General features: G+C 50.9%; 19 protein-coding genes. 4 read left to right on the forward strand and 15 right to left on the reverse strand.

Annotated features, from left to right (window positions below; genetic code table 11):
• Window positions 1-8: 8 nt before the first annotated feature.
• From MKZ07_RS07855 to MKZ07_RS07870, 4 genes are all read right to left on the reverse strand, one after another.
• Window positions 9-803, reverse strand: coding sequence for a ribosomal RNA methyltransferase FmrO domain protein (locus MKZ07_RS07855; RefSeq protein ID WP_036695312.1), 795 nt, complete (start codon window positions 801-803; stop codon window positions 9-11).
• Window positions 804-833: 30 nt separating this feature from the next.
• On the reverse strand, window positions 834-1667 hold the full coding sequence (locus tag MKZ07_RS07860) for a diaminopimelate epimerase (RefSeq protein WP_036695313.1): 834 nt from the start codon (window positions 1665-1667) through the stop codon (window positions 834-836).
• Between the two features lie 173 nt (window positions 1668-1840).
• A complete protein-coding gene (locus MKZ07_RS07865) occupies window positions 1841-3658 on the reverse strand; it encodes an ABC transporter ATP-binding protein (protein ID WP_036695314.1) in 1818 nt (605 codons plus the stop codon).
• A complete protein-coding gene (locus MKZ07_RS07870; protein WP_036695315.1) occupies window positions 3645-5387 on the reverse strand; it encodes an ABC transporter ATP-binding protein in 1743 nt (580 codons plus the stop codon). Before MKZ07_RS07870 ends, MKZ07_RS07865 begins: the two co-directional genes overlap by 14 nt.
• Window positions 5388-5496: 109 nt before the next feature.
• On the opposite strand from MKZ07_RS07870, the gene MKZ07_RS07875 reads away from it, so the two are divergent.
• Window positions 5497-6327 (forward strand): MerR family transcriptional regulator, encoded by an 831-nt coding sequence (locus tag MKZ07_RS07875; protein WP_036695316.1) that lies wholly within the window; start codon window positions 5497-5499, stop codon window positions 6325-6327.
• A gap of 84 nt (window positions 6328-6411) precedes the next feature.
• On the opposite strand, the gene MKZ07_RS07880 is transcribed toward MKZ07_RS07875, so the two are convergent.
• On the reverse strand, window positions 6412-6885 hold the full coding sequence (locus tag MKZ07_RS07880) for a C40 family peptidase (protein ID WP_036695317.1): 474 nt from the start codon (window positions 6883-6885) through the stop codon (window positions 6412-6414).
• A gap of 124 nt (window positions 6886-7009) precedes the next feature.
• Complete coding sequence (locus tag MKZ07_RS07885; RefSeq protein ID WP_235218441.1) at window positions 7010-8800, reverse strand: glycoside hydrolase family 2 protein; 1791 nt, start codon at window positions 8798-8800, stop codon at window positions 7010-7012.
• A gap of 135 nt (window positions 8801-8935) precedes the next feature.
• Between MKZ07_RS07885 and MKZ07_RS07890 the strand changes: the two genes are divergently transcribed.
• Complete coding sequence (locus MKZ07_RS07890) at window positions 8936-9715, forward strand: helix-turn-helix domain-containing protein (RefSeq protein ID WP_036695318.1); 780 nt, start codon at window positions 8936-8938, stop codon at window positions 9713-9715.
• 33 nt (window positions 9716-9748) lie between these two features.
• Here the strand turns inward: MKZ07_RS07890 and MKZ07_RS07895 are convergent, their stop codons facing one another.
• The 3 genes from MKZ07_RS07895 to MKZ07_RS07905 all read right to left on the reverse strand — a co-directional run bounded on the left by MKZ07_RS07895 (window position 9749) and on the right by MKZ07_RS07905 (window position 11244).
• Window positions 9749-10201, reverse strand: a complete 453-nt coding sequence (locus tag MKZ07_RS07895; RefSeq protein WP_036695319.1) for a YdeI/OmpD-associated family protein — start codon at window positions 10199-10201, stop codon at window positions 9749-9751.
• The gene (locus MKZ07_RS07900) at window positions 10191-10757 is read right to left on the reverse strand and encodes a GNAT family N-acetyltransferase (RefSeq protein ID WP_036695320.1); all 567 of its coding nucleotides are present in this window, start codon (window positions 10755-10757) and stop codon (window positions 10191-10193) included. The genes MKZ07_RS07895 and MKZ07_RS07900 overlap by 11 nt, the downstream gene beginning before the upstream one ends.
• Window positions 10758-11049: 292 nt before the next feature.
• Window positions 11050-11244, reverse strand: coding sequence for a hypothetical protein (locus MKZ07_RS07905; RefSeq protein ID WP_036695321.1), 195 nt, complete (start codon window positions 11242-11244; stop codon window positions 11050-11052).
• 154 nt (window positions 11245-11398) lie between these two features.
• Here MKZ07_RS07905 and MKZ07_RS07910 point away from each other — a divergent pair, with 154 nt between their 5' ends.
• Entirely contained in the window at window positions 11399-12001 is a 603-nt protein-coding gene (locus MKZ07_RS07910) for a TetR/AcrR family transcriptional regulator (RefSeq protein WP_036695322.1), read from the forward strand.
• On the opposite strand, the gene MKZ07_RS07915 is transcribed toward MKZ07_RS07910, so the two are convergent.
• On the reverse strand, window positions 11998-12951 hold the full coding sequence (locus MKZ07_RS07915; protein ID WP_084648934.1) for an NADP-dependent oxidoreductase: 954 nt from the start codon (window positions 12949-12951) through the stop codon (window positions 11998-12000). The two genes, MKZ07_RS07910 and MKZ07_RS07915, sit on opposite strands and share 4 nt — an antisense overlap.
• Before the next feature lie 174 nt (window positions 12952-13125).
• On the opposite strand from MKZ07_RS07915, the gene MKZ07_RS07920 reads away from it, so the two are divergent.
• Window positions 13126-13488: a ribosomal protein L7/L12 gene (locus tag MKZ07_RS07920; RefSeq protein WP_051493523.1), complete on the forward strand. Its 363-nt coding sequence runs from the start codon at window positions 13126-13128 to the stop codon at window positions 13486-13488.
• A 97-nt stretch (window positions 13489-13585) separates the two neighbouring features.
• Here MKZ07_RS07920 and MKZ07_RS07925 read toward each other — a convergent pair whose 3' ends face one another.
• The 5 genes from MKZ07_RS07925 to MKZ07_RS07945 form a co-directional block, all read right to left on the reverse strand.
• The gene (locus MKZ07_RS07925; protein ID WP_036695323.1) at window positions 13586-14224 is read right to left on the reverse strand and encodes an ABC-2 transporter permease; all 639 of its coding nucleotides are present in this window, start codon (window positions 14222-14224) and stop codon (window positions 13586-13588) included.
• Complete coding sequence (locus MKZ07_RS07930) at window positions 14217-15086, reverse strand: ABC transporter ATP-binding protein (RefSeq protein WP_036695324.1); 870 nt, start codon at window positions 15084-15086, stop codon at window positions 14217-14219. Before MKZ07_RS07930 ends, MKZ07_RS07925 begins: the two co-directional genes overlap by 8 nt.
• Entirely contained in the window at window positions 15083-15463 is a 381-nt protein-coding gene (locus MKZ07_RS07935; protein WP_036695325.1) for a GntR family transcriptional regulator, read from the reverse strand. The genes MKZ07_RS07930 and MKZ07_RS07935 overlap by 4 nt, the downstream gene beginning before the upstream one ends.
• Before the next feature lie 100 nt (window positions 15464-15563).
• Entirely contained in the window at window positions 15564-16244 is a 681-nt protein-coding gene (locus MKZ07_RS07940; protein WP_036695326.1) for a succinylglutamate desuccinylase/aspartoacylase family protein, read from the reverse strand.
• 367 nt (window positions 16245-16611) lie between these two features.
• Window positions 16612-19158, reverse strand: a complete 2547-nt coding sequence (locus MKZ07_RS07945; protein ID WP_036695327.1) for a diguanylate cyclase domain-containing protein — start codon at window positions 19156-19158, stop codon at window positions 16612-16614.
• Window positions 19159-19761: the final 603 nt, after the last annotated feature.

Here is a 19761-nt window from a genome sequence, read left to right on the forward strand (position 1 = left end):
CTCCTCTCTTACAATGTTGGCTGAGCCTTGCAATATAGCGCGACATCAAAGACCTGATCAGGACACAGAATTTGTTCAGATAGCTTCCACTTGGTCTCATCCACAGCTTCCATCGGGTAATTAAACAGTGACTTTAGGTGGTTACCATACCTAATAGCTACTACCACTTGCCCGCTGGTTAATGCATACAACCGGTCCAGCAGATCGTACTTCTCCGCCACAGTGGAGCTGAATATGATGTGTGTCGCTTGCTTCAACTCAGCCTTGAACTGAATAACTTCCCCTGTTAAAAGACGTAATGGCGAATGATTCCCTATCTTCTTCAGCACTTCATTGCTCAATTGCACAGCTTCCTTGTCAATGTCTATTCCCAGAACTTCGGCATTCGTACGCCTGCCTATCAGCATGGGCGTCATCGGGAAAGCTCCCGAGCCAACCATCACTACCCTGGATGTGGATTCCACCTGAAAGCTGCCGAATTCACGCTCAATGCTGGATTCAATATTAGTGAAATATCCGTTTCGCTCTTCCACGCCGTTCAAGACGTGTAGGGCACGACACTTCTCCATGATGGCAACACACCGTGCCGATACTTCTCTTAATTCTGCTGTTAGCTGCGTCACCTCCTTGGAATCTTGTTGTTCTATCTCTGCCCAGATTTCCTGATGGCGGGGATTCATAATGAATCCGGTGTAGTCGTCTATGATCTTCGTGAGCTCCAGATTTTCAGCGGAAGTACCATCATACGCATCAGCGATTCTCCGGAACCTGGCTGCAAATCCATAGAGTGTAGTTAGAAGCATGTTCAAACCTCCCCTTCTCTTCTACAATGATTACAGGTCGATATAGGCTGTTCCTTCCGCCACGATGTTGACATGGCCTGAAATACTTAAGCCGACAAGTTGTTCTTGCTCCAGCTGTGCCGATACACTGATGATACCTCCGGGCTGCTGAATGGCCCCTTCGAAGGAGGACTTGTTCTTCCAAGCCATATAGGCACCAAGAGAAGCGGTCCCCGAACCGCAGCCTCTCTCCCAGATCATACTATCCAGCGCTGGGATATAAATCAGCGGCAGAAGCTCGCTTGAGCTTGGCTTAAACAGCAGGATGCCAATCAGCTGATTGGACGATGTAATTTCAAGCAGCTTGGCTAAGCTATGAGCCATTCTTTTGAACGGGTTCGTAAACTGACGGACCTCGACTACCACATGAAGGAAATCGGAGTACTGGATCAGACCCACCAAATATTCATTGCCGCTATACTTGAATACCTTGGTTTCCAGCTTCAGCGGGATGGGCATCCTGGCCTGACACAGGTAACTCTCTGCTGTTCTCGTCACCACGCAATCAACCAGTTGATCTGTGCCTGAAGCCTCCAGTGTGATAGATTGGCAGCCGGAGGGGTGAAGGTCCTGCTGGTTCGCCATCAGTACAGCCAAGGCCATACAGGCATTTCCGCAAAACTCGCCGCCGGCCATTTGGAGCGAAGCATCTGCATCCGGACGGGCTTTCTTCTGAATGAACCCCACCTGCTCGGCATTTACGTTGTCGTAAGACATCATTCTTACCGCGATCGGAGCGTATTCATCTTCCTCATGGCTGCTCTTAACCAAGATCGTCATGTTTTGAGTAGGGCTTACTTTAACAAAGGAGATTTCTCTGCGCATCGCTCACACCCTTGCAGTTTTGAATTTTATTTGTAATGATTACGATTATCAATGTAAATTATAATCAACCTGCCTAGTCTGGTCAACACATTTTTGTTCAGTCTCTGAGAATTATTAGAAGCAGCAAAAAGAGCCTGCCCATCGGCAGACTCCCTTGTCAGAACGCCCCTGCATCAATCCCACTCAAAAGCTCCCGTATACAACTGATAATATATCCCCTTCTCTGAGATTAACTGTTTGTGATCCCCCCGCTCCTTAATCCGCCCCATGTCCATCACCATGATGGCATCGGAATTCCGTACCGTGGACAGGCGGTGGGCGATGACGAACACAGTTCTGTGATCCATTAGATTATCCATCCCCTTCTGTACCAGGGCTTCCGTCCGCGTATCGATGGATGAGGTCGCTTCATCAAGAATCATCACCGGCGGATTGGCAATGGCTGACCTGGCAATCGCCAGCAACTGGCTCTGGCCCTGTGACAGCCCATTCCCGTTCCCGTCCAGCTGAGTCTGGTATCCGTCCGGCAAGCGTTCGATGAAGCTCGCGGCATAAGACAGCTTAGCTGCCTGCATAACCTCCTCGTCACTGGCCTCCAGCCGTCCATAGCGGATATTATCGGCCACCGTGCCGGAGAACAGATGCGTGTCTTGCAGAACGATACCAAGGGACCGGCGCAGGTCCGCTTTGCGGATACGCTGTATATTGATGCCGTCATAGATGATCTCGCCTTGCGTGATATCGTAGAAACGGTTCAGCAGGTTGGCCACGGTCGTTTTTCCGGCACCTGTAGCGCCTACAAAAGCAAGCTTTTGCCCAGGCTCCGCAGATAAAGTAATCTCCTGCAGCACCTGCTTCTTCCCGTCATACGTGAAGCCTACCTCCTTGAATTCCACCTTCCCGGCAAGCGGCACTGTGGAACCATCCTCCAGCCTCCATGCCCATCCGGTGCCTTGCGGGTCTTGCTCCAGGGTAACGCGGCCCTGATCTTCTTCCGGCTGTTCGTCCATTAGGTTGAAGATCCGCTGTGCGCCTGCAAGCGCCACTACAAACATATTGATCTGGGAGGAGATTTCAGCAATCGGCATCGTGAAGTTACGGGACAGGCTCAGGAACGCCGCAATACTTCCCAGCGTCAAGCCTTCATTCCAGCCGGAGATCGACATGGCCCCGCCCGCTATTGCCACCAGCACATAGATTAGGGTAGCAAGATTGGCGTTCACCGGCATCAGAATATTCGAATATTTGTTGGCTGTCGTGGAGCTATCGAACAATTCTCGGTTCAGGTGCGCGAACTGTTCGATGGATCGCTCTTCACGGCCGAACACCTGCACTACCTTTTGCCCGTGAATCATTTCTTCAATATATCCGTCCAGTGCGCCAATAGATTCCTGCTGCCGGAAAAAGTGGTGTGTCGCCTTCCCTCCAACCTTCTTGGTAATCCATAGCATCACCAGTGCGCCTAATACCACTACAATCGTCAGCGGGACATCCAGATACAGCATCGTGCCAAGCACCACTATAACCGTCACAACCGTAGAGAGCAATTGCGGCAATCCGTCTGTGAGCATCATATTGAGTGTATCTACGTCATTCGTGTAGTGACTCATAATGTCTCCGTGCTCCTTGCGGTCGAAGTACTTAACCGGCAGCTTCTGCATATGAGCGAACAGATGGTCACGGATTCTTTTCATAATGAGCTGTGAGACCGTAATCATCAGCCGCTTGGAGATAAATGTGCTGATGACACCGGCGGCATAAATGACAGCCAGAATGGCCAGTGCCTGGAACAAAGCGTCAAATACCGGATGCTGATCGCCCAGCAGCGGTGTGATGAAGTCATCGATGAGCAGTCTCAGGAACGTAGCGGAAGCTACAGATACCGCAGAACTTACCAGCACCAGCAGAAGGGCCAGTGAGGTTCTGAACTTGAAGAGCTTGAAGTAGGCCAGGAGCCGCTTAATCGTTCTGCCATAATTAATGTTGTTCATGCTGTGCTTCCTCTCCCTTCGTCTGTGTGTTGTAAGCTTCCTGATAGATCGTACTCCGGCTCAAAAGCTCCTGATGCGTCCCGATATCCGCCAGCTCCCCGTCATCCAGCACAATAATCTGATCTGCATCTTCCACAGACGCGATGCGCTGGGCAATGATGATCTTGGTCGTATCCGGAATACTCTCCTTGAATACAGTTCGGATTAATGCATCTGTACGTGTATCCACTGCACTGGTCGAATCATCCAGAATCAGGATTTTGGGCTTCTTCAGTAGAGCTCTGGCAATACATAACCGCTGCTTCTGCCCGCCGGATACATTCGTCCCCCCTTGATCCAGCCGGGTATCATATCCGTCAGGGAAGGACGTGATGAACTCATGGGCTTGTGCGGCCTTGCAGGCGTCGATCAGCTCTTCGTCGGTAGCTGCTTCATTCCCCCAGCGCAGATTGTCCTTGATGGAGCCGCCGAACAGTACATTTTTCTGGAGCACCATAGCGACCTGACTCCGCAGCACATGCAGATCATAGTCCTTCACATTCGTTCCGCTAACGAGTACTTCACCTTCGGTAACATCATAGAGACGCGGAATGAGCTGCACCAATGTAGACTTGGCACTGCCCGACCCGCCGATCATGCCAATCGTCTGTCCCGGGCGAATATGCAGGTTGATCCCGGATAATGCATCCTTCTTGGCCTTACTGGAGTAACGGAAGGACACGTTACGGAACTCCACCTCGCCTGTATGCAGTTCAGTTACCGGGGAACCCGGACTTGTGATGTCCGGCTGTTCATCCAGCAGGTCATGAATACGTCCGGCAGACGCGCGGGCAATAGCAACCATTACTACAACGATCCCCAGCGTCATCAGGCTCATCAGAATTTGCATGGAGTAAGCGAACACACTGGTCAGTTCTCCGGTTGTCATATTGCCGCCCACCACCAGCTTGGCTCCTACCCAGGAGATGATTAGCATCACCCCATACAGAATCACCTGCATAAGCGGCAGCTCATAGGCGAGGATGCGTTCGGCTTTGGCCATCTGTGCGAAGATCCTCAGCGACACTGCCTGGAACTTGGAGATCTCATGCTCCTCCCGCACATAAGACTTGACCACCCGAATGCCGCGGACATTCTCCTGAACGACCTTGTTGAGCGAATCATAGCTGTCGAAGGCCCGTTCAAAGAGCGGAAAGGCATACTTCAAGATGAGCATCATCCCTGCCGCAAGCACCGGAACAACGACGATGAACCAGGTAGCAATAGTTGGACTGACCCGGTAGGTCATAATCGTGGCAAATATAATCATTACGGGGCTGCGGAACGCAATCCGTATAATCATCAGAAATGCATTCTGCACATGCGTGATATCCGTAGTCAGCCGGGTGACGATCCCTGAGGTCGAGAATTTATCCATATTGGAAAAAGACAGCCGCTGCACATGACGGAACAGGTCTTCCCGCAGATTTCGCCCGAAGCCGGACATCGCAGTGGCTGAGTGTTTACCGGCAAGTGCGCCGAATACCAGGGAGACCAGAGCGAACAGGATAAGAATCAGACCATACTTCACGATCTGGTTCATCTGCCCCCCGGTAATGCCCTGGTCAATTAACTCAGCCATGAGCAAGGGAATCAGCACCTCCATGGCAACCTCTCCAAGCAAGAATATAGGAGTCAACCATGTATCCTTCTTATACTCCCGCACACTTTGCAGTAACTTCCTGATCATAAGCATTCTCCTTCTTTGTAACGAACAAGTTGATTAACCGTAAGAACAGAGGTTATTATAAACTGTATAGTAACTATACAGTCAACCCGTCATTTAGAAGGAGATGAAGATGGCTAAACCTAAGAATGATTTGATGTCTATTAGCGCCTTTTCCAAGCTGTCCCGTGTTCCGCGCAAAACGCTCATTTTCTATGATCAGATCGGCTTATTTAAGCCTGCCTTCGTGGCTGACAACGGCTACCGGTACTACATCCGCACCCAGTTGGATACCATTGGTGTCATTTATCTCTTCAAGGAGCTGGGCATGTCTCTGGAGGATATCCGGGAGTATCTGGAGCACCGTTCTCCGTCAAGCACCCTGGAGCTGCTGCGGAAGCAGGAGGAGATTGTGAAGCTACAGATTGCGAAGCTCACACAGGCTAGACAGATGATCCTCCAGCGCGCGGATAATATCGATCACTCTCTGAATGTGGACACCAGCCGGATATCTGTCATCCACCAGGCCCGCAAGCCGATTCTGCGAAGCCGCCGTGTCCATGACTCGAGGCGGGAATTAAACGAGGAGCTGTGGGATGATTACCAGGAACGTCTGCATCTCGAACATGCACCTGCCGGATATCCGGGTGGAGCGATTATCTGTAAGGAGGATCTGCTAAGGAGGGACGGGGATATGATCTCCTATATGTTCTGCTTCATCACAACAGAGCATCACGAACAAGAATATATGCCGGAAGGCTACTATCTTGTGTCTTACACCCGGGCTGATTATGAGGATAGCGAGAAAATTTATCCGCAGATTTTTGATTACATGGACAAGAATCATTATGTTATTAAAGGAGATGCTTACGAGGAATTCCTGCTGGATGAGATCGTTATGAAGCATCCTGAGGACTATCTGGTGCGGGTGATGGTGCATATCGAGGAGCCAGCCAAGTCATAAACCCCTACCAAAAACGGCGACCCGCCCCGGTAGATTCCAGGGCAACGTCGCCGTTTGTTTATAATATAAGGATTAGTGATCGAATTAATTGCCAGTCATCTTCTGATACGTGCTCTCCGAAATGGTTCTTCTGGCGGTTACGTATCTATCCTTGTAGTAGCTCGAAGACAGCTTGGTGATGGACACTCCGTTATTGCTGGAGGAATGTGCAAATTTGTTGTCGCCCACATAGATGCCTGCATGCGAGATGCCGTTGCCTCCGGTGTCGAAAAAGACAAGATCTCCCGGACGTAAATCGGACTTGGCTACATATTCGCCTGCACTTGCCTGCGACTTGGATGTTCTCGGAAGATCTAAGTTGAACTTGCCAAATATGTATATTATAAATCCGGAACAGTCAAACCCTTCAGATGCCTTGGTGCCCCCCCATTTATATGGAGTTCCCATAACATCATTAACCTCTTGGTCAAGCCTGGTGCTGTCATCCGCAGATGCTTTTTCAGATCCAAACGATAGCAATAGTACAATACTCAGTAGCCACACGATTCCTTTTTTCAAAAAGAACTCAGTCTCCTTTCTTGCCGGCTAATGCTGCCTGACAGTTATTAATTTTTTGTAACTATTATGAATGATAGTGTAATATTCTCCGTTCGTCAACCCCTTCGGTGTTTTTTGAAAGAGTTTACATTCCCAGGCGCAGGTTAATCTCGCGTATCCGCGCAAGTGGAACCTTCGGCTCGCGCTCCGCAGTCATTAACCCGTTGACCTCATCCTGAACGTCCGTAACCTGCGTATAACAGTACCCGGAGATGAATGGAATGGCCTGAATCGCACGGGTTAAGCTGCCGAACCGCTCCAGAAAAGCTTCCTCGCTATCCACCTGATGTCCATACCCCCAGCCGTGCTCACTCTGGAAGGCAATCCCCCCATACTCGCTGATGATAACTGGCTGCCCCTTATAGCTATACCCTTCTGCAAAAGCAAACTTCCATTCGTTATACGTGCCGCTGCTGCCGGTAATAGAGTCTTTATCCTTGTAAGTTGCATATAGCGCTTCACCCCGCTCCACATAATCATGCAGCGTCAGAATGTCAGACACGGTATGCTCCCAGCCGTCATTCGTAATCACCGGGCGATAAGGATCAATAGATTTGGTCAAATGATAGATCCCTTCCGTGAATGTCTGCTGCCGGACGTCATGAAGGATATTCTGCACTCCCCACGATTCGTTAAAAGGCACCCAGGTGATAATGCACGGATGGTTATACTTCTGCTGCACGACCTCCAGCCATTCGTTGGTGAAACGCTCCAGCGCCTCGTCGTTATATTCGTAAGCAGCCGCCATCTCTGACCAGACCAGTAGGCCTTTGACATCGCACCAGTACAGGAACCGGGCGTCCTCCACCTTCATATGTTTACGCAAACCGTTGTAGCCCATCTCCAGAATTGCCTCAATATCTTGAATCAGCGCTTCTTCAGACGGCGGAGTCAGATGGCTGTCGGTCCAGTAGCCCTGATCCAGGATCAGTCTTTGATACAGAGGGATGTTGTTCAGCAGGATCTGGCTGCCCTTGATTGAGATGCTGCGCATGCCGGCATACGAGCCAACCCGGTCAAGCTCCTGCTCACCCGCATACAGCACGAATTCGATGTCAAAAAGGTTCGGGTTCCCCGGTGACCACAGGTTCTGCAGCCAAGGCCCGTTAATGCCTTCCATCATGCTGACTTCCACCGTCATCCAAGCTCTGTCCACCGACAGGCTAAGCTTATTTACCCGCTCCCCTTGATACGTAATTTCGGTCTCCAGCCTGAGATTCCGGGCTTCTGTCAGGCCGTGTACACGGTAATCCAGCCGGAGCATTTGGCGGTTAATGTCGGGTGTCATTTTCACGGAATCCAGCCGGGTAGCGTGGACATGCTCCAGCCAGACGCTTTTCCAGATACCGGTGGTCTGAACATAGAACGAATCATGGTTTCGGCCCGCCCAGCGCTGCTTCCCCCGGGGCTGTAGACAGCTGTCGCTGTCGGTCACCATCAGCACAATCTCGTTCATGCCATCCTGACTGAGCAGATCGGTAATATCGAAGGAGAACCGCACATACGCCCCCTCATGCTCTCCTGCGTACCCGCCGTTCACCCAGCAGACCGCTTTATAATCCACGCCTTCAAAATGCAGCACCGTCTGCTTCCCTTCTAGCGCATGGGACAGAACCAGATGCTTGCGGTACCAGATCCGGGGGTGAAAGGTCTCCTCACCGATGCCGCTGGCCGCTGTCTCGCAGGTGAATGGAACGTTAATGGTATGTGTGGCCGGAAAATGGTCCATCCAGCGCGCCGCAACGCCTGCATTGTCATCATCGAAGCTAAAGTCCCATTCTCCGTTCAAATCCAGCCACTGGCTGCGGACAAATTGGGGTCGCGGGTAGCCCAGGGTATAGAATTTCGTCGCTGCTTTCATCGTTGTTCCAGTCATCTTAGAATTAACCCTCTCTCTCGTTACTGAAGTATTCTCCATATTCACTACCACAGAGTACTCCCTTGTCCCGGGAAAGAAAATGATTTATCCTATCTATTGACTGATCTATCCTTCAAAAAGGCGGAAATGTATATGTTCATCCTAAAACGGTGCGGTTCGAATGTAATTCATCCGGAGGGCATGACAATTGACCGCCCGGAAGGCTCCGGCGATTATGTCTTCGTATTCTTTCGGAGCAAGATGGAGCTGAGGCTTCAGACGCGGAGCGTGTATGCTGAACCGAATACTTACATCATCTATAACAGAGATAGCCATTACTTCTACAGAGACGCTGAGCTGCCGCTGGTGCATGACTGGTTCCATTTTGAGCTGGAGGGGGCGGATGCTTGGTTTGACCGCTTGAAGCTGCCGCTGGACACCTTAATGAAGGCCCATGACCCGCTCTATATCACCAGAAAAGTGAATGAGCTGCACTGGGAGAATCTGCAGAACGGCAGCTTCCGCCTGGAGATCATCGACTCCATTGTTCGTTGCCTGTTCATGAAGCTTAGCGATATGCGCCATCACGTGGAGGCCAGCCAGCCGGTCAGCAAATACTATGATGCGTTCCTGAACCTGAGAAATGAAGTGCTCAGCTCCCCCTCCACCTGGTATTCTGTCGAACAGCTGGCGGAGCGGATGAACATGAGCCCGTCCTATTTTCAGCAGATCTATAAGCAAATCTTCGGCATTCCGGCCGTCAGCGACATCATCCTTAATCGTGTGGGCCATGCCTCCTATTTACTGAAGAACACCACGTATACCGTCAGCCAGATCTCTGCGAGTTGCGGTTATGAGAATGATGTCCATTTCATGCGGCAGTTCAAGAAGTTCACCGGCCAAACGCCGAGTGAATATCGGGGGAAGGGCTGATGGCGAAGGAAGAGTGGCTCGGAGTTATCGGAGTTAGAGGCTCTTATGCAGTTTTTGAGCTAATGCCAAGCTCCGGTTACTTCGGGTCTCCTCCTTTTTCGCCAGCTCAATATAATTAATCTGTTCCCGCTTCAGGTAATCGGGCTGATCCAGGAATGTGCTGAGCATCTGATGTTCTTCAAGAACCTCCTTAATGTATGCGGGTACAACAATTGCACGGGGTTCCACGCTCTGTGTGAGTGTGACATGCAGCATGTCGCCCAGCTCTTTACGGACCGCCCTCCGGATGAACTCATTGTACACAAAATAATGCCCGTTCCTGGACGGCAACAGCGTATGCTCGAACTCATGCCCGCCTACGTCGATATGTACAGGTATTCTGCTATTAGTATGGAATGCCTCTTGGACGGAATACGGAAAATACACGACCTTCCATTTCATTTTACCTTCCAGCAGCTTAATCTCACCTTCGAATTCATAGACCATTAGGCGAAGCCTCCTCCGTATTCACAATTCCGTAATACACCAAATCCTCATAGGCATGAATCTTATGTACTTGATCTTTCAGTGTACCTTCATAGGTCATTCCGCATTTCTGCATAATTCTTCCTGAAGCCGGATTGGAAGCGAAATGCCGTGCATAGACCTTGTGATACTTCTTCTCTGCAAAAGCAAATTCAATAACCGCCCTGGCAGCCTCTGTTCCGTAACCGTGCCCCCAATGGGCTTCGCCAATCCAATACCCGATTTCACCGTTATGGTGGGACTGATGATTGGATAACCCAATCGCTCCATATAGCTGGCCGTCTGCTTTGTCAGTGATTGCGAAGTCATACATCTTGTCCAGGTCAAAGTTCTGTTCATGATTCGCGATCCAGTCCACCGCACACTCTATTGGATAAGGATACGGAAGGGTCAAAGTACTCTTGTATATATTGTAATTGTTACAATGATAGCTGACATCTGTTGCATCCGTTGGTTTGAATAGGCGCAGCAGTAACCGTTCAGTTTCAATCGCCCGTTCGGCCCGGTGATATATCATTTAACTTCTCTCCCTATCAATTCATTTGGAGTTGTTATGTAAGATGCAATTAAGAAGTTAACAAAAAAGCAAAAGAAGTGGAGGGGAAATTTGGAACTGTAGGAGCGATAGCGTACGCCTGAAAGCTTTCCGCAGGAAAGCTCGCATCGTAAGCATAGGCTGTATTTGGATTTCTACCGCGAGAAGCGGTTGTAATCAAGGAAATCCAAATACAACAGCGGCCGGAGGGCCAAACATTCTCTGGAGTCACGGCAGTCCCATAGCAGAAAAAACATAAGTTCAATCTATTCGGTTAAGAAATCCACATGATCACAACAATAATCAAAGCAATTACACCCACCGCAATAACCATATCAGAGATCTGCCGCCATAATCCCAAAGGCCCTTCACGATGAAGCTTCTGTTCATTGACGTCATGGTTGGCTTTGTGCCCGCCGGGGTCATTCGAATAGATAGGGGGTCCACCGCCATTAGAGAATTCAGTCATAAGAATCGCCTCCCTTTCCCCCAATTATACACCATTTAATCTCATTTATGGTAACCCGAAAGACTTTGGCATAGCTTACATTTGAATTTTGGTTGGAAATATCCTATTTTAAAAAGATAGAGTTTCAGCAGTTAACGGAAGAGGCGAACACAGTATGGGCGATATACATGAGAGGATGTCAGCGGGAACCCGGGCTTTAATCGAGGATACTTTCCTCCAGCTCATGGAGCAGGAAGGATTTCACAAGGTGAGCGTACGCCAGCTGGCGCTTAGAACACATATTAACAGGGGAACGTTCTATCTGCATTTTACGGATAAATACGATCTGCTGGAGCAGCTTCAGCTGGAAATACTGACAGGTCTGGAGCAGGTGATGGTTGTCAAAATCGTACGTGAAGAGATGTCCGAGCATTATCTGAAGGGCTTGCCCTATCCGCCCCTGGTGCAGATCCTTGAGTATCTGCAGCAGCACGGCGAGCGAATCCGCTTATTTCTCGGGGCTAAAGGGGGTGCGGCATTTCCGGGGCAATTCAAGGACGTTATTAAGCGCAGCTTCTACCGGAAGCTGGAGATGAATGGCGTATTTGCCGACCACCCGGGGGTTCCTCCAGAGTATCTCGCTGCGCATTCCGCGTCTATTTTTCTGGGAATTACGGAAGAATGGCTGCACAGCGGGATGCCTTATACTCCGAAGGAGCTGGCGGTGATCTATAATGAGGTCTTATTTATGCAGTCGACTCTGATCGCGAAGGCTTAAATTGTAATCAATACCTTACCACGGAGCTTACTTGCCTCGCTCATAGCATGGGAGGCAGCCAGCTCGGCCAGCGGCAGTCGCTCAGTAATCCACAGCTTCAGCTTGCCCGCATCCACCAGCTCTGCAACCCGTGTCAGCAGCGTACGATCCTCTCGTGCAAACAGCTGATGTGCCTTAACGCCAAGCTGCGCTGCCAGCGCTTCGTCCGCAGGATTCACCGCCGAGATCAGCGCTCCTCCCTCTTTTAGCAGCGGCAGCCATGTGTTGAGCACCTCGGTATTCTCAGGGGACAGATTGAGGATCAGATCCACCTTGTCCTTCAGCTTGTCCGCGACGCTATCCTTGGTGTAATCAATAATCTCGTCAATCCCCAGCTCCCGAAGCTTTGGCATACTGGCCGCAGAGGATGTCCCTATGACATACGCCCCATGCTGCTTGGCGAATTGCACTGCGTAGCTGCCTACCCCGCCAGCGGCTCCGGCAATCAGCACACGCCCACCCTGCGGCAGGTTGCCATGATCGAATAACCCCTGCCATGCGGTTAAGACGCCAATCGGCAGCGCGGCAGCATCGGATAACTCCAGGGAGACTGGCGCCAGCGCAACATACTGCGCTTTGGTGACCACATACTCTGCGGCAGCGCCGTCACGGGACATATCCAGCGCAGCATAGACTCTGTCCCCCGGCTGAAAGTCCGTAACCTCTGCTCCTGCTGCCTCCACCGTACCCGACACCTCAATGTTAGGAATGTACGGGAATTCATGCGGGAAAACGGCTTGCAGGTAGCCCTTGCGGATTTTGACATCTGCTGCATTGAACGCTGTCCCTGCCACCTTAATCAGAATCTCGTCCGCTGCGGGAGAGGGGACCTGTGCATCTTCATACCTTAGCTCTTCTAGCCCTCCAAATTGATGTATCCGAATCGCCTTCATATGTCTAGCTTCGTTCATTTCCGATCACTCCTATAGATGAATTGGGAATCCGCGTACCGTTGAAGCAATAAGTGTACTGTTCCTGTAACTCATTGTAGGCTCCCGCCCAGGGGGATACAATCAACAATCAGGCCTGAAGTGTTCATTCTTCGCTCTGGCGGGTAGTAGATAATTAGGGAAGGAGCAATGCCTATGGAACATATGGATACGATCGATCTCATCGCCATTCTGGCTCTGGTGCTGGCGCTACTGCTTATGCTCAGTGTGTTCAGTCTGAAGAGACGTGTGAACGAGCTTGAGTCCCGGTTAGCGCAAAGAGATGCTTACGGCGGAATGTCCTCTCCCCCAGCGAGCAGTAGAGCTACTGACATCCCGGCTCCCCTGTTCGTGCAGAACCCGGAGCTGGCACCGGACCTGGAGCGGAGAATCCGCCTGCTGATGGCCGAAGGCAAGAAGATCCAGGCGATCAAGGTCATGCGCGAAGCGCGGAATCTGGGCCTGAAGGAAGCCAAGGACTTCGTAGATAACCTGGAACAAGGCGGAAACTTCCGCTAGGTGTATTATGTATGAATAATCAAGAATGACCTCAGACTGCCACTGGAGTGTGGAAGTTGAGGTCATTCTTGTGATGAAGCTTATACCGGCAATGTAGCTAGATATCTTTGTGCATATAAATCCGCAGAGAGACTAAATAAGAAGCATAGATAATCACGAGATAGGCCAGGACGCTGATGGCAACAAGCAAGACATTATCCAATCTGCCAGTGCTAATCCATTCGGCAAGTGCCGGAAACCGTTTAGACAAGCTGGTAATTGCCGTGAAATTCAGCATGATCACCATTATAAAGATGAAGTTGACGATCTGCATCCCTTTTTGTCCCAGCCAGTAATACAGCGGCAGATAAAATGAGGCCAATAAAGGGAACGCGGCAGTAGCTATTCCCAGCTCTCTCCAGCGCAGCGGTTCATCCAGCTTGCCCATCGTAAAAGCAACCAGATACAGCAGAATCGTACAGGTCAGGCTGAACAAGGAGAATGGAATCAGCGTCATATATTTAGCCTGAATCAGCCGCTGTCTCGGGACCGGGAGCGTAACCAGAAACTTCTGATTGTTATGCTGCATATCGATGGTACAGGAGTTAATGAGCAGCAGCATAGCCGGAAACAGCGAGAACACCGTATAGGATTCAGCGTTCATATAACCCATAATCAGATAATAGGGAATCAGCAGGAGGATAAACTTCCGGGTAAGCATGAAGTCTTTACGGATCAGAGCTATGGAGTTATACATGTGCTTCACTTCCTTTTACCGTATAGTACATAATCTCTTCCAGTGTAGGTGTCTCGCAGATTGCAGTGTCCCTGAAATAACGTTCCCCTTCCGCACGGTTGCTGATCAGCCCTTCGAAACCCAGCCCGTTCTCCCGCAGCCCCACGAACCACCGCCGGACATCCCGGTCCAGCAGTTCCTTCCCGCCTTTGACCAGCAGATAGCGTTCGCCCAGACTCTCCTTCATCTCATTGAAAATAATCCGTCCTTCGTTAATGAATGCAATATAGTCGGCAATCCGGTCCAGATCCGTAGTGTTGTGGGTCGAGAACAGAATCGACTTGTGCTCATCCTGGATATGCTCACTGAGCAGCTCCAGCATCTCCCGGCGAAAAATCGGATCAAGTCCCGAGGTCGGCTCATCCATAATCAGCAGATCGGCACCATGGGACAGGGCGATAGCGAGGGAGAATTTGATCTTCATCCCCTTGGACAGATCCTTGATCTTCTTACCCGGCGGAAGCTTGAACAGCTCCTGAAACTTCACATATGTATCATTATTCCACCCGGGATAGAACGGGGCGATGATACTCTTCATCTGCTTAACGGTCAAGTGCTCATAATAGATATTCTCATCCGAGACGTAACCGATACGCGCCTTAATAGCCGCCAGGTCCTGCTGGTTGTTCTGGCCGAACATCAGAATGTTGCCTTGGTCCGGGTAAATTAACCCCATCATCAACTTGATCATTGAGGTCTTACCTGCACCATTCGGGCCGATCAGCCCGGTAATGTAACCCTCCTTGATAGGTAGCGAAATATCCCGCAGCTCAAAACGGTCGTAGCGCTTGGTCACATGGTCCAGCTCAATTACATTACTCATTCCTGTTCCTCCTCATAGAGCAGCTTAAGCATCTCCGCGAGTTCAGCGTATTCCATGCCCAGCTGTCTGCTCTCGTCAATAATTTCCTTCAGCTTGCCCTCCACCATCCGCAGCCGCTGTTCCCGGATATATTCCTGATCGGCCCCGGAGACAAAAGATCCCTTGCCGACAATCGAGTTGATCAGCCCCTCCCGCTCCAGCTCCTCATAAGCCCGCTTCGTGGTAATGACGCTAATCTGCAGCTCTTTCGCCAGTAAGCGGATCGATGGCAGCGGCGTACCCGAGACCAGCTCGCCTTGGAGAATCATCTGGCGGACCTGTCCCACAATCTGGGCGTAGATCGGTTCGCCAGATGTACTTGATATCACGATATTCATGCAGCAGCATCAGCTTCCTTTGTGTATTATGTATTTAGTGTATATAATTAATATATACACTATGCGCAGTTGTGTCAATCCTTTAGTGTCATCCCCTTAATTAGCCAATCATCCCCTGAGACCGCAGGAAGTGACAGACGATCTCGCTCTGCAGCCTTACTCTTAAGGCATAATCCAGGCTCCAGCAGGTCTCTACGGTCACCGCCCGGGCGCCGAGCAGACGCTGGAAGGCCATCCGGGAAGTCCCTGCACGCTCCCTATGCCGTATGTTGAAGCGGTAAGCTCTATTCGTGATCGTCTGATTCATCCGCATCACAATTTGCTTCGCCAATCCATGCGCCCGGCTGACCGGGCTGATGAGCAGAGTCTGACCGACCCGCTTCGGATTCAGCTCAGACAGCCCGTTTGCCTCATGCAGATCCAGTACCCACGAGGGACGGTAGCGCAAGGCAAGCTGCCATACGGCTGCCGACAACGGATGACGGGCCGGGGCACCTTGTCCTCGCGGGAAGGTACGGTTCAGGTCAGGATTCCCGCGAATCCCCTTGCGCCGTGCGATTTGGTTCACCAGCGGGACGATAATCAGCTTCCCTGAGCGCAGCATCAGATTCCCCCGGCTGAGCCGGCTGGCAATGCCCTGCGCTGCGCGGCTGCTCGCCGGCTCATTGCCGTGAACACCGGAGATTATCATGAATACAGGTCCGGGTACACCGCTGCTAATGACATAATAAGGTGTGGCATAGGGCGTTCCTGCCGCCAGCGTATGCTTCTCTACAGACACTGTGGTTCACCTCGCTCTGGATGATGTGGATCATGTGGATGATGGTATACAAGATTTTGGACATTACCAACGGTTACTCTGTAATGTAATGTATGCGGATTACCTGCGGAGGATTGGACGAATAGGACAGCAAAATAACCCCACAAAGTGGAGCTTTAGCGTAGGTGATAGCTCAGGAACCTTGCGGGGCCCCCCCAAAAAAAGCCGGACAAGTCCAATATGGACGCATCCGGCTTCTTCTCTGGATGCACCATAGTACTAGCGGGTGTCAAGTAGAAACGGCTTCGTAGTCCTTTTAAAGGATGGTACCGTTTCAGCGAGAAATAGAAGGGTAAGTTATCGTGTGAAACATATAAATTCTTATATTTTAATAAAATACGACCTGGTTCTTCCCGGCAGACTTCGCCTCATAGAGAGCCTTTTCCGCCTTGGCAATGAAGTCAGACGGACGGTCAGAGGGAACCGGTACCTTCAACAGGCCGCCTATGCTTACAGTGACCACACCTTCCTCTTCAAACCGATCACGGGGAATCTGCAGATCAGAGATGCCTTGACGGACGGATTCGGCTAATTGCTCTGCCTGGGAGGTCGACGCCCCCACCATCGTAAGGATGAAGTTCGCCCCGCTGAAGCGGGCCACGAAGGTGCCGTGCGTTATGCTGATAATATTCAGCACATCCGCTACCGATTGAATACAGAGATCGCCGCCTTTCAGCCCGTGTACAGCATTGTAAGCATGAAAATCATCGATATCAATCGACAGCAGCAGCAAAGGTTCCCGGGTATTCAGTGTATCCTCCAAGCGCTGATCCAGCTCATGCTCAAGCGCCTGCCGGTTCGGCAGATCGGTCAGGGAATCCGTGGTCAGATAGCTTTGCATCTGGTTGGCCGCATCGACATAGGCTTCGCCCTTCGCCTCTGTACCTGTTCCGGTGTTAAGCACTGCCATAATGGACGGTCTGCCGCCATGAATAACCGAAGCCAGACTCAAGCTTACCTCCAGCGGTTGCCCGTCTCCGCTCAGGAATTGGCCCTGATCAGATACGAACTGGGTTACATTCTGGCTCAGGTCTGAGAAGTGCTGCTTCAGGGCTGGCCGGTAGGACTCCTGCACATAGTTCAGGAACGGCTGCCCGATCAGCGATTCGCCCTTCTCTTCACCCATCAGCTCCACTGCACGGTTATTGCAGTAAGCAATCACATCATCGGTAATCATGAAGAAGGCTACCGGAGACAGATCCATCAACTGCAGATACCGCTGTTCATTATGACGCAGACTGCGGGCGTTCTGCAGGGCCTGCTCTTCCGCCTGACGCAGCTGGTTCTCGGTCTGTCCGCGCAGAATAGATTTGAGCTGCGGCAGAATGTTAAGATGCTGCTCTCTCCACGGAAGTGAGGTGGACTGAACAACCTGCCGCCATTTCTCAAAGGATTTGCGGGGAGACAGGCGTTGTCCGTCATTCTCCTGAATGACAGCCTTAGCCGGATCTCCGGCCCAGTCCACAATCTCCACCACCTCAGGCCTGAACCAAATCATGTAATTCTGATGTCCTGGAGTGAGGGCGAGATAGATGGAACCAGAGGCCTTGTTCTTGTAAGCTTTGGCTGATTCATATTCCAGACTGAGCCTGGAGGTGCAGTAGGTGTAATCCTTCGACTTCCCTGCCAGCCAACCGGCAAGCTCCCGCACCTGCTCCTGGGAAGGCGTGGCTCCGAACAGCATCAGCTTGTCCTGATAACATACGGCTGCACCGGAAGCCTCCATCATACCCAGCAGTGTCTGTTCTTCATCGCCGAGCTGTTCAATCATCCGGGAAGAGCTGACGTTACTTGTGAAAATATCGACAATTCTCATCGCCTTGGTCCGCAGTTCGAGCTCCGTCTGATAGTTGTCGAGTTGTTGACGCTGGTACAGTTCACTAGAGAAGAAGGCCCCGAGGAAATTACACAGATTACGGATACGGTGCGGGACATACTTGGGGGAATAGTGATGACAGGTGATGAGTCCCCAGAGCTTGTTATTATTGATCAGCGAGATGGTGGTTGTTGCGCCTACCCCCATATTCTGCAAATACTCGATATGGAGCGGAGACACACTACGGAGGATGGACAAGCTGAGGTTCAAGGGCTTACCGGTAAGCGGCTGCAGCACCGGGGTGATTGGAACCGGAACATAGTTCACATCCACGATCGTCCGCAGCCAGTTGCGCAGATACAGCTCACGCGCCTGCTTCGGAATGTCAGAGGCGGGATAATGATGGCCCAGGAACGGCTCCAGCCCCGCTTCCCGGGCTTCGGCAATCACCTTGCCGTTCCACTGCTCATCGAACTCGTAGATCATGACCCGGTCATAGCCAAGCATCTCCTTCACCTGCTCTGCGGCGGCCTGGCTGGCTTCCAGCCGGTTCGCCGCATGCTTCAGCCGTCCGAAGAAGGTGCGAATCCAGTCGAAGTCGTTGGTGCTGTCGCTCTGATCGATAGAGGCAGGCTCCAGTTCAACGATCATCAACCCTTCACTTTCGTGAAGGATGCAGAAGAAGTCCTGCGGCTCACCCGCGACTTCAATCTGTATTACAATATATTGCAAATCAGCAGTTTCTTTCGCATTCACGCTGCGTGTAAGCAGCATCTCCAGCTGATCCGGGCCTACCAGGTCAGCCATAGGCGTGCCTAACAGGGCTTCGGAATCTTTTCCTAGTAACGCATCCGTATTCAGACTGGCCTGGACAATCTTATGGGCTGTGTCCTGAGTTACGGCCAGCAATACGCCATGCGGCTGAATAAGCCCGGGAATATGGATCGGCTCCTTCTCGCAGTTATTAAGATCTACGGGTTCCTTAGGGTCCAATCCTGCTTCGTTCAGCAGGGTGCGGTTCAGCGGCTGATTCTCATGCTCTGTATTAAAATCTGACATATGTGTAAAGCCTCCATTGAAGTAAATGATTTCTAAGCTGTTATGGCGTAGGTTCATTCTATCTTACTTTGGGCAGCAATAACAAACATAAGCTTGGTCTCCACAGCCTGTTTTGGCTTCTATTACAGTCTTGGTATAATTATGTATAATATGGATAGATCAAGCATAACCTTTGACGGCTAATCCATTCCTATACCCCGAGGTGACCATAATGCGGCGAACTAAACGTTCTGGGAGGGAGATTGTTTCTTTTCTGCTAAGCGCCTTCTCCATAATGATCATTGCCTTCTTCATCATCCGTTATGTGCTTCAGACGGTTTCATTCGCACCTTAATATCTGCGCAACGCAAAAAGGAGCATTTGGGGGAAATGCTCCTCTTCGGCTTGCATATACCATGTATTAGGTTACACTTCCGGATGAACTTTAATCCGAAAGTCTTACCAATAATTTACCTTAAAAACCTCAATAATACAAGTATTTCCTTCTAAACCAGTGAAAATGCGTCTAATTCATAACTGCGTTTCGCCGCTTGGCTGCGCATCCGGGGATTTGAGGCGCAGCGGGCTTTGCCGCCTGATCTATACGCCCCTTATAATGAACCT

The organism is Paenibacillus sp. FSL P4-0338, assembly GCF_038002365.1.
Classification (GTDB): Bacteria; Bacillota; Bacilli; order Paenibacillales; family Paenibacillaceae; genus Paenibacillus_AQ.

Excerpts from the sequence above, each read along its gene's own strand:
- MKZ07_RS07905 (WP_036695321.1), bottom strand. The coding sequence starts at position 11,244 with ATGACTGAATTCTCTAATGGCGGTGGACCCCCTATCTATTCGAATGAC.
- MKZ07_RS07855 (WP_036695312.1), bottom strand. The coding sequence starts at position 803 with ATGCTTCTAACTACACTCTATGGATTTGCAGCCAGGTTCCGGAGAATC.
- MKZ07_RS07860 (WP_036695313.1), bottom strand. The coding sequence starts at position 1,667 with ATGCGCAGAGAAATCTCCTTTGTTAAAGTAAGCCCTACTCAAAACATG.
- MKZ07_RS07935 (WP_036695325.1), bottom strand. The coding sequence starts at position 15,463 with ATGAATATCGTGATATCAAGTACATCTGGCGAACCGATCTACGCCCAG.
- MKZ07_RS07915 (WP_084648934.1), bottom strand. The coding sequence starts at position 12,951 with ATGAACGAAGCTAGACATATGAAGGCGATTCGGATACATCAATTTGGA.
- MKZ07_RS07945 (WP_036695327.1), bottom strand. The coding sequence starts at position 19,158 with ATGTCAGATTTTAATACAGAGCATGAGAATCAGCCGCTGAACCGCACC.
- MKZ07_RS07900 (WP_036695320.1), bottom strand. The coding sequence starts at position 10,757 with ATGATATATCACCGGGCCGAACGGGCGATTGAAACTGAACGGTTACTG.
- MKZ07_RS07865 (WP_036695314.1), bottom strand. The coding sequence starts at position 3,658 with ATGAACAACATTAATTATGGCAGAACGATTAAGCGGCTCCTGGCCTAC.
- MKZ07_RS07890 (WP_036695318.1), top strand. The coding sequence starts at position 8,936 with ATGTTCATCCTAAAACGGTGCGGTTCGAATGTAATTCATCCGGAGGGC.
- MKZ07_RS07925 (WP_036695323.1), bottom strand. The coding sequence starts at position 14,224 with ATGTATAACTCCATAGCTCTGATCCGTAAAGACTTCATGCTTACCCGG.
- MKZ07_RS07930 (WP_036695324.1), bottom strand. The coding sequence starts at position 15,086 with ATGAGTAATGTAATTGAGCTGGACCATGTGACCAAGCGCTACGACCGT.
- MKZ07_RS07920 (WP_051493523.1), top strand. The coding sequence starts at position 13,126 with ATGGAACATATGGATACGATCGATCTCATCGCCATTCTGGCTCTGGTG.
- MKZ07_RS07870 (WP_036695315.1), bottom strand. The coding sequence starts at position 5,387 with ATGATCAGGAAGTTACTGCAAAGTGTGCGGGAGTATAAGAAGGATACA.
- MKZ07_RS07875 (WP_036695316.1), top strand. The coding sequence starts at position 5,497 with ATGGCTAAACCTAAGAATGATTTGATGTCTATTAGCGCCTTTTCCAAG.
- MKZ07_RS07910 (WP_036695322.1), top strand. The coding sequence starts at position 11,399 with ATGGGCGATATACATGAGAGGATGTCAGCGGGAACCCGGGCTTTAATC.
- MKZ07_RS07885 (WP_235218441.1), bottom strand. The coding sequence starts at position 8,800 with ATGACTGGAACAACGATGAAAGCAGCGACGAAATTCTATACCCTGGGC.
- MKZ07_RS07895 (WP_036695319.1), bottom strand. The coding sequence starts at position 10,201 with ATGGTCTATGAATTCGAAGGTGAGATTAAGCTGCTGGAAGGTAAAATG.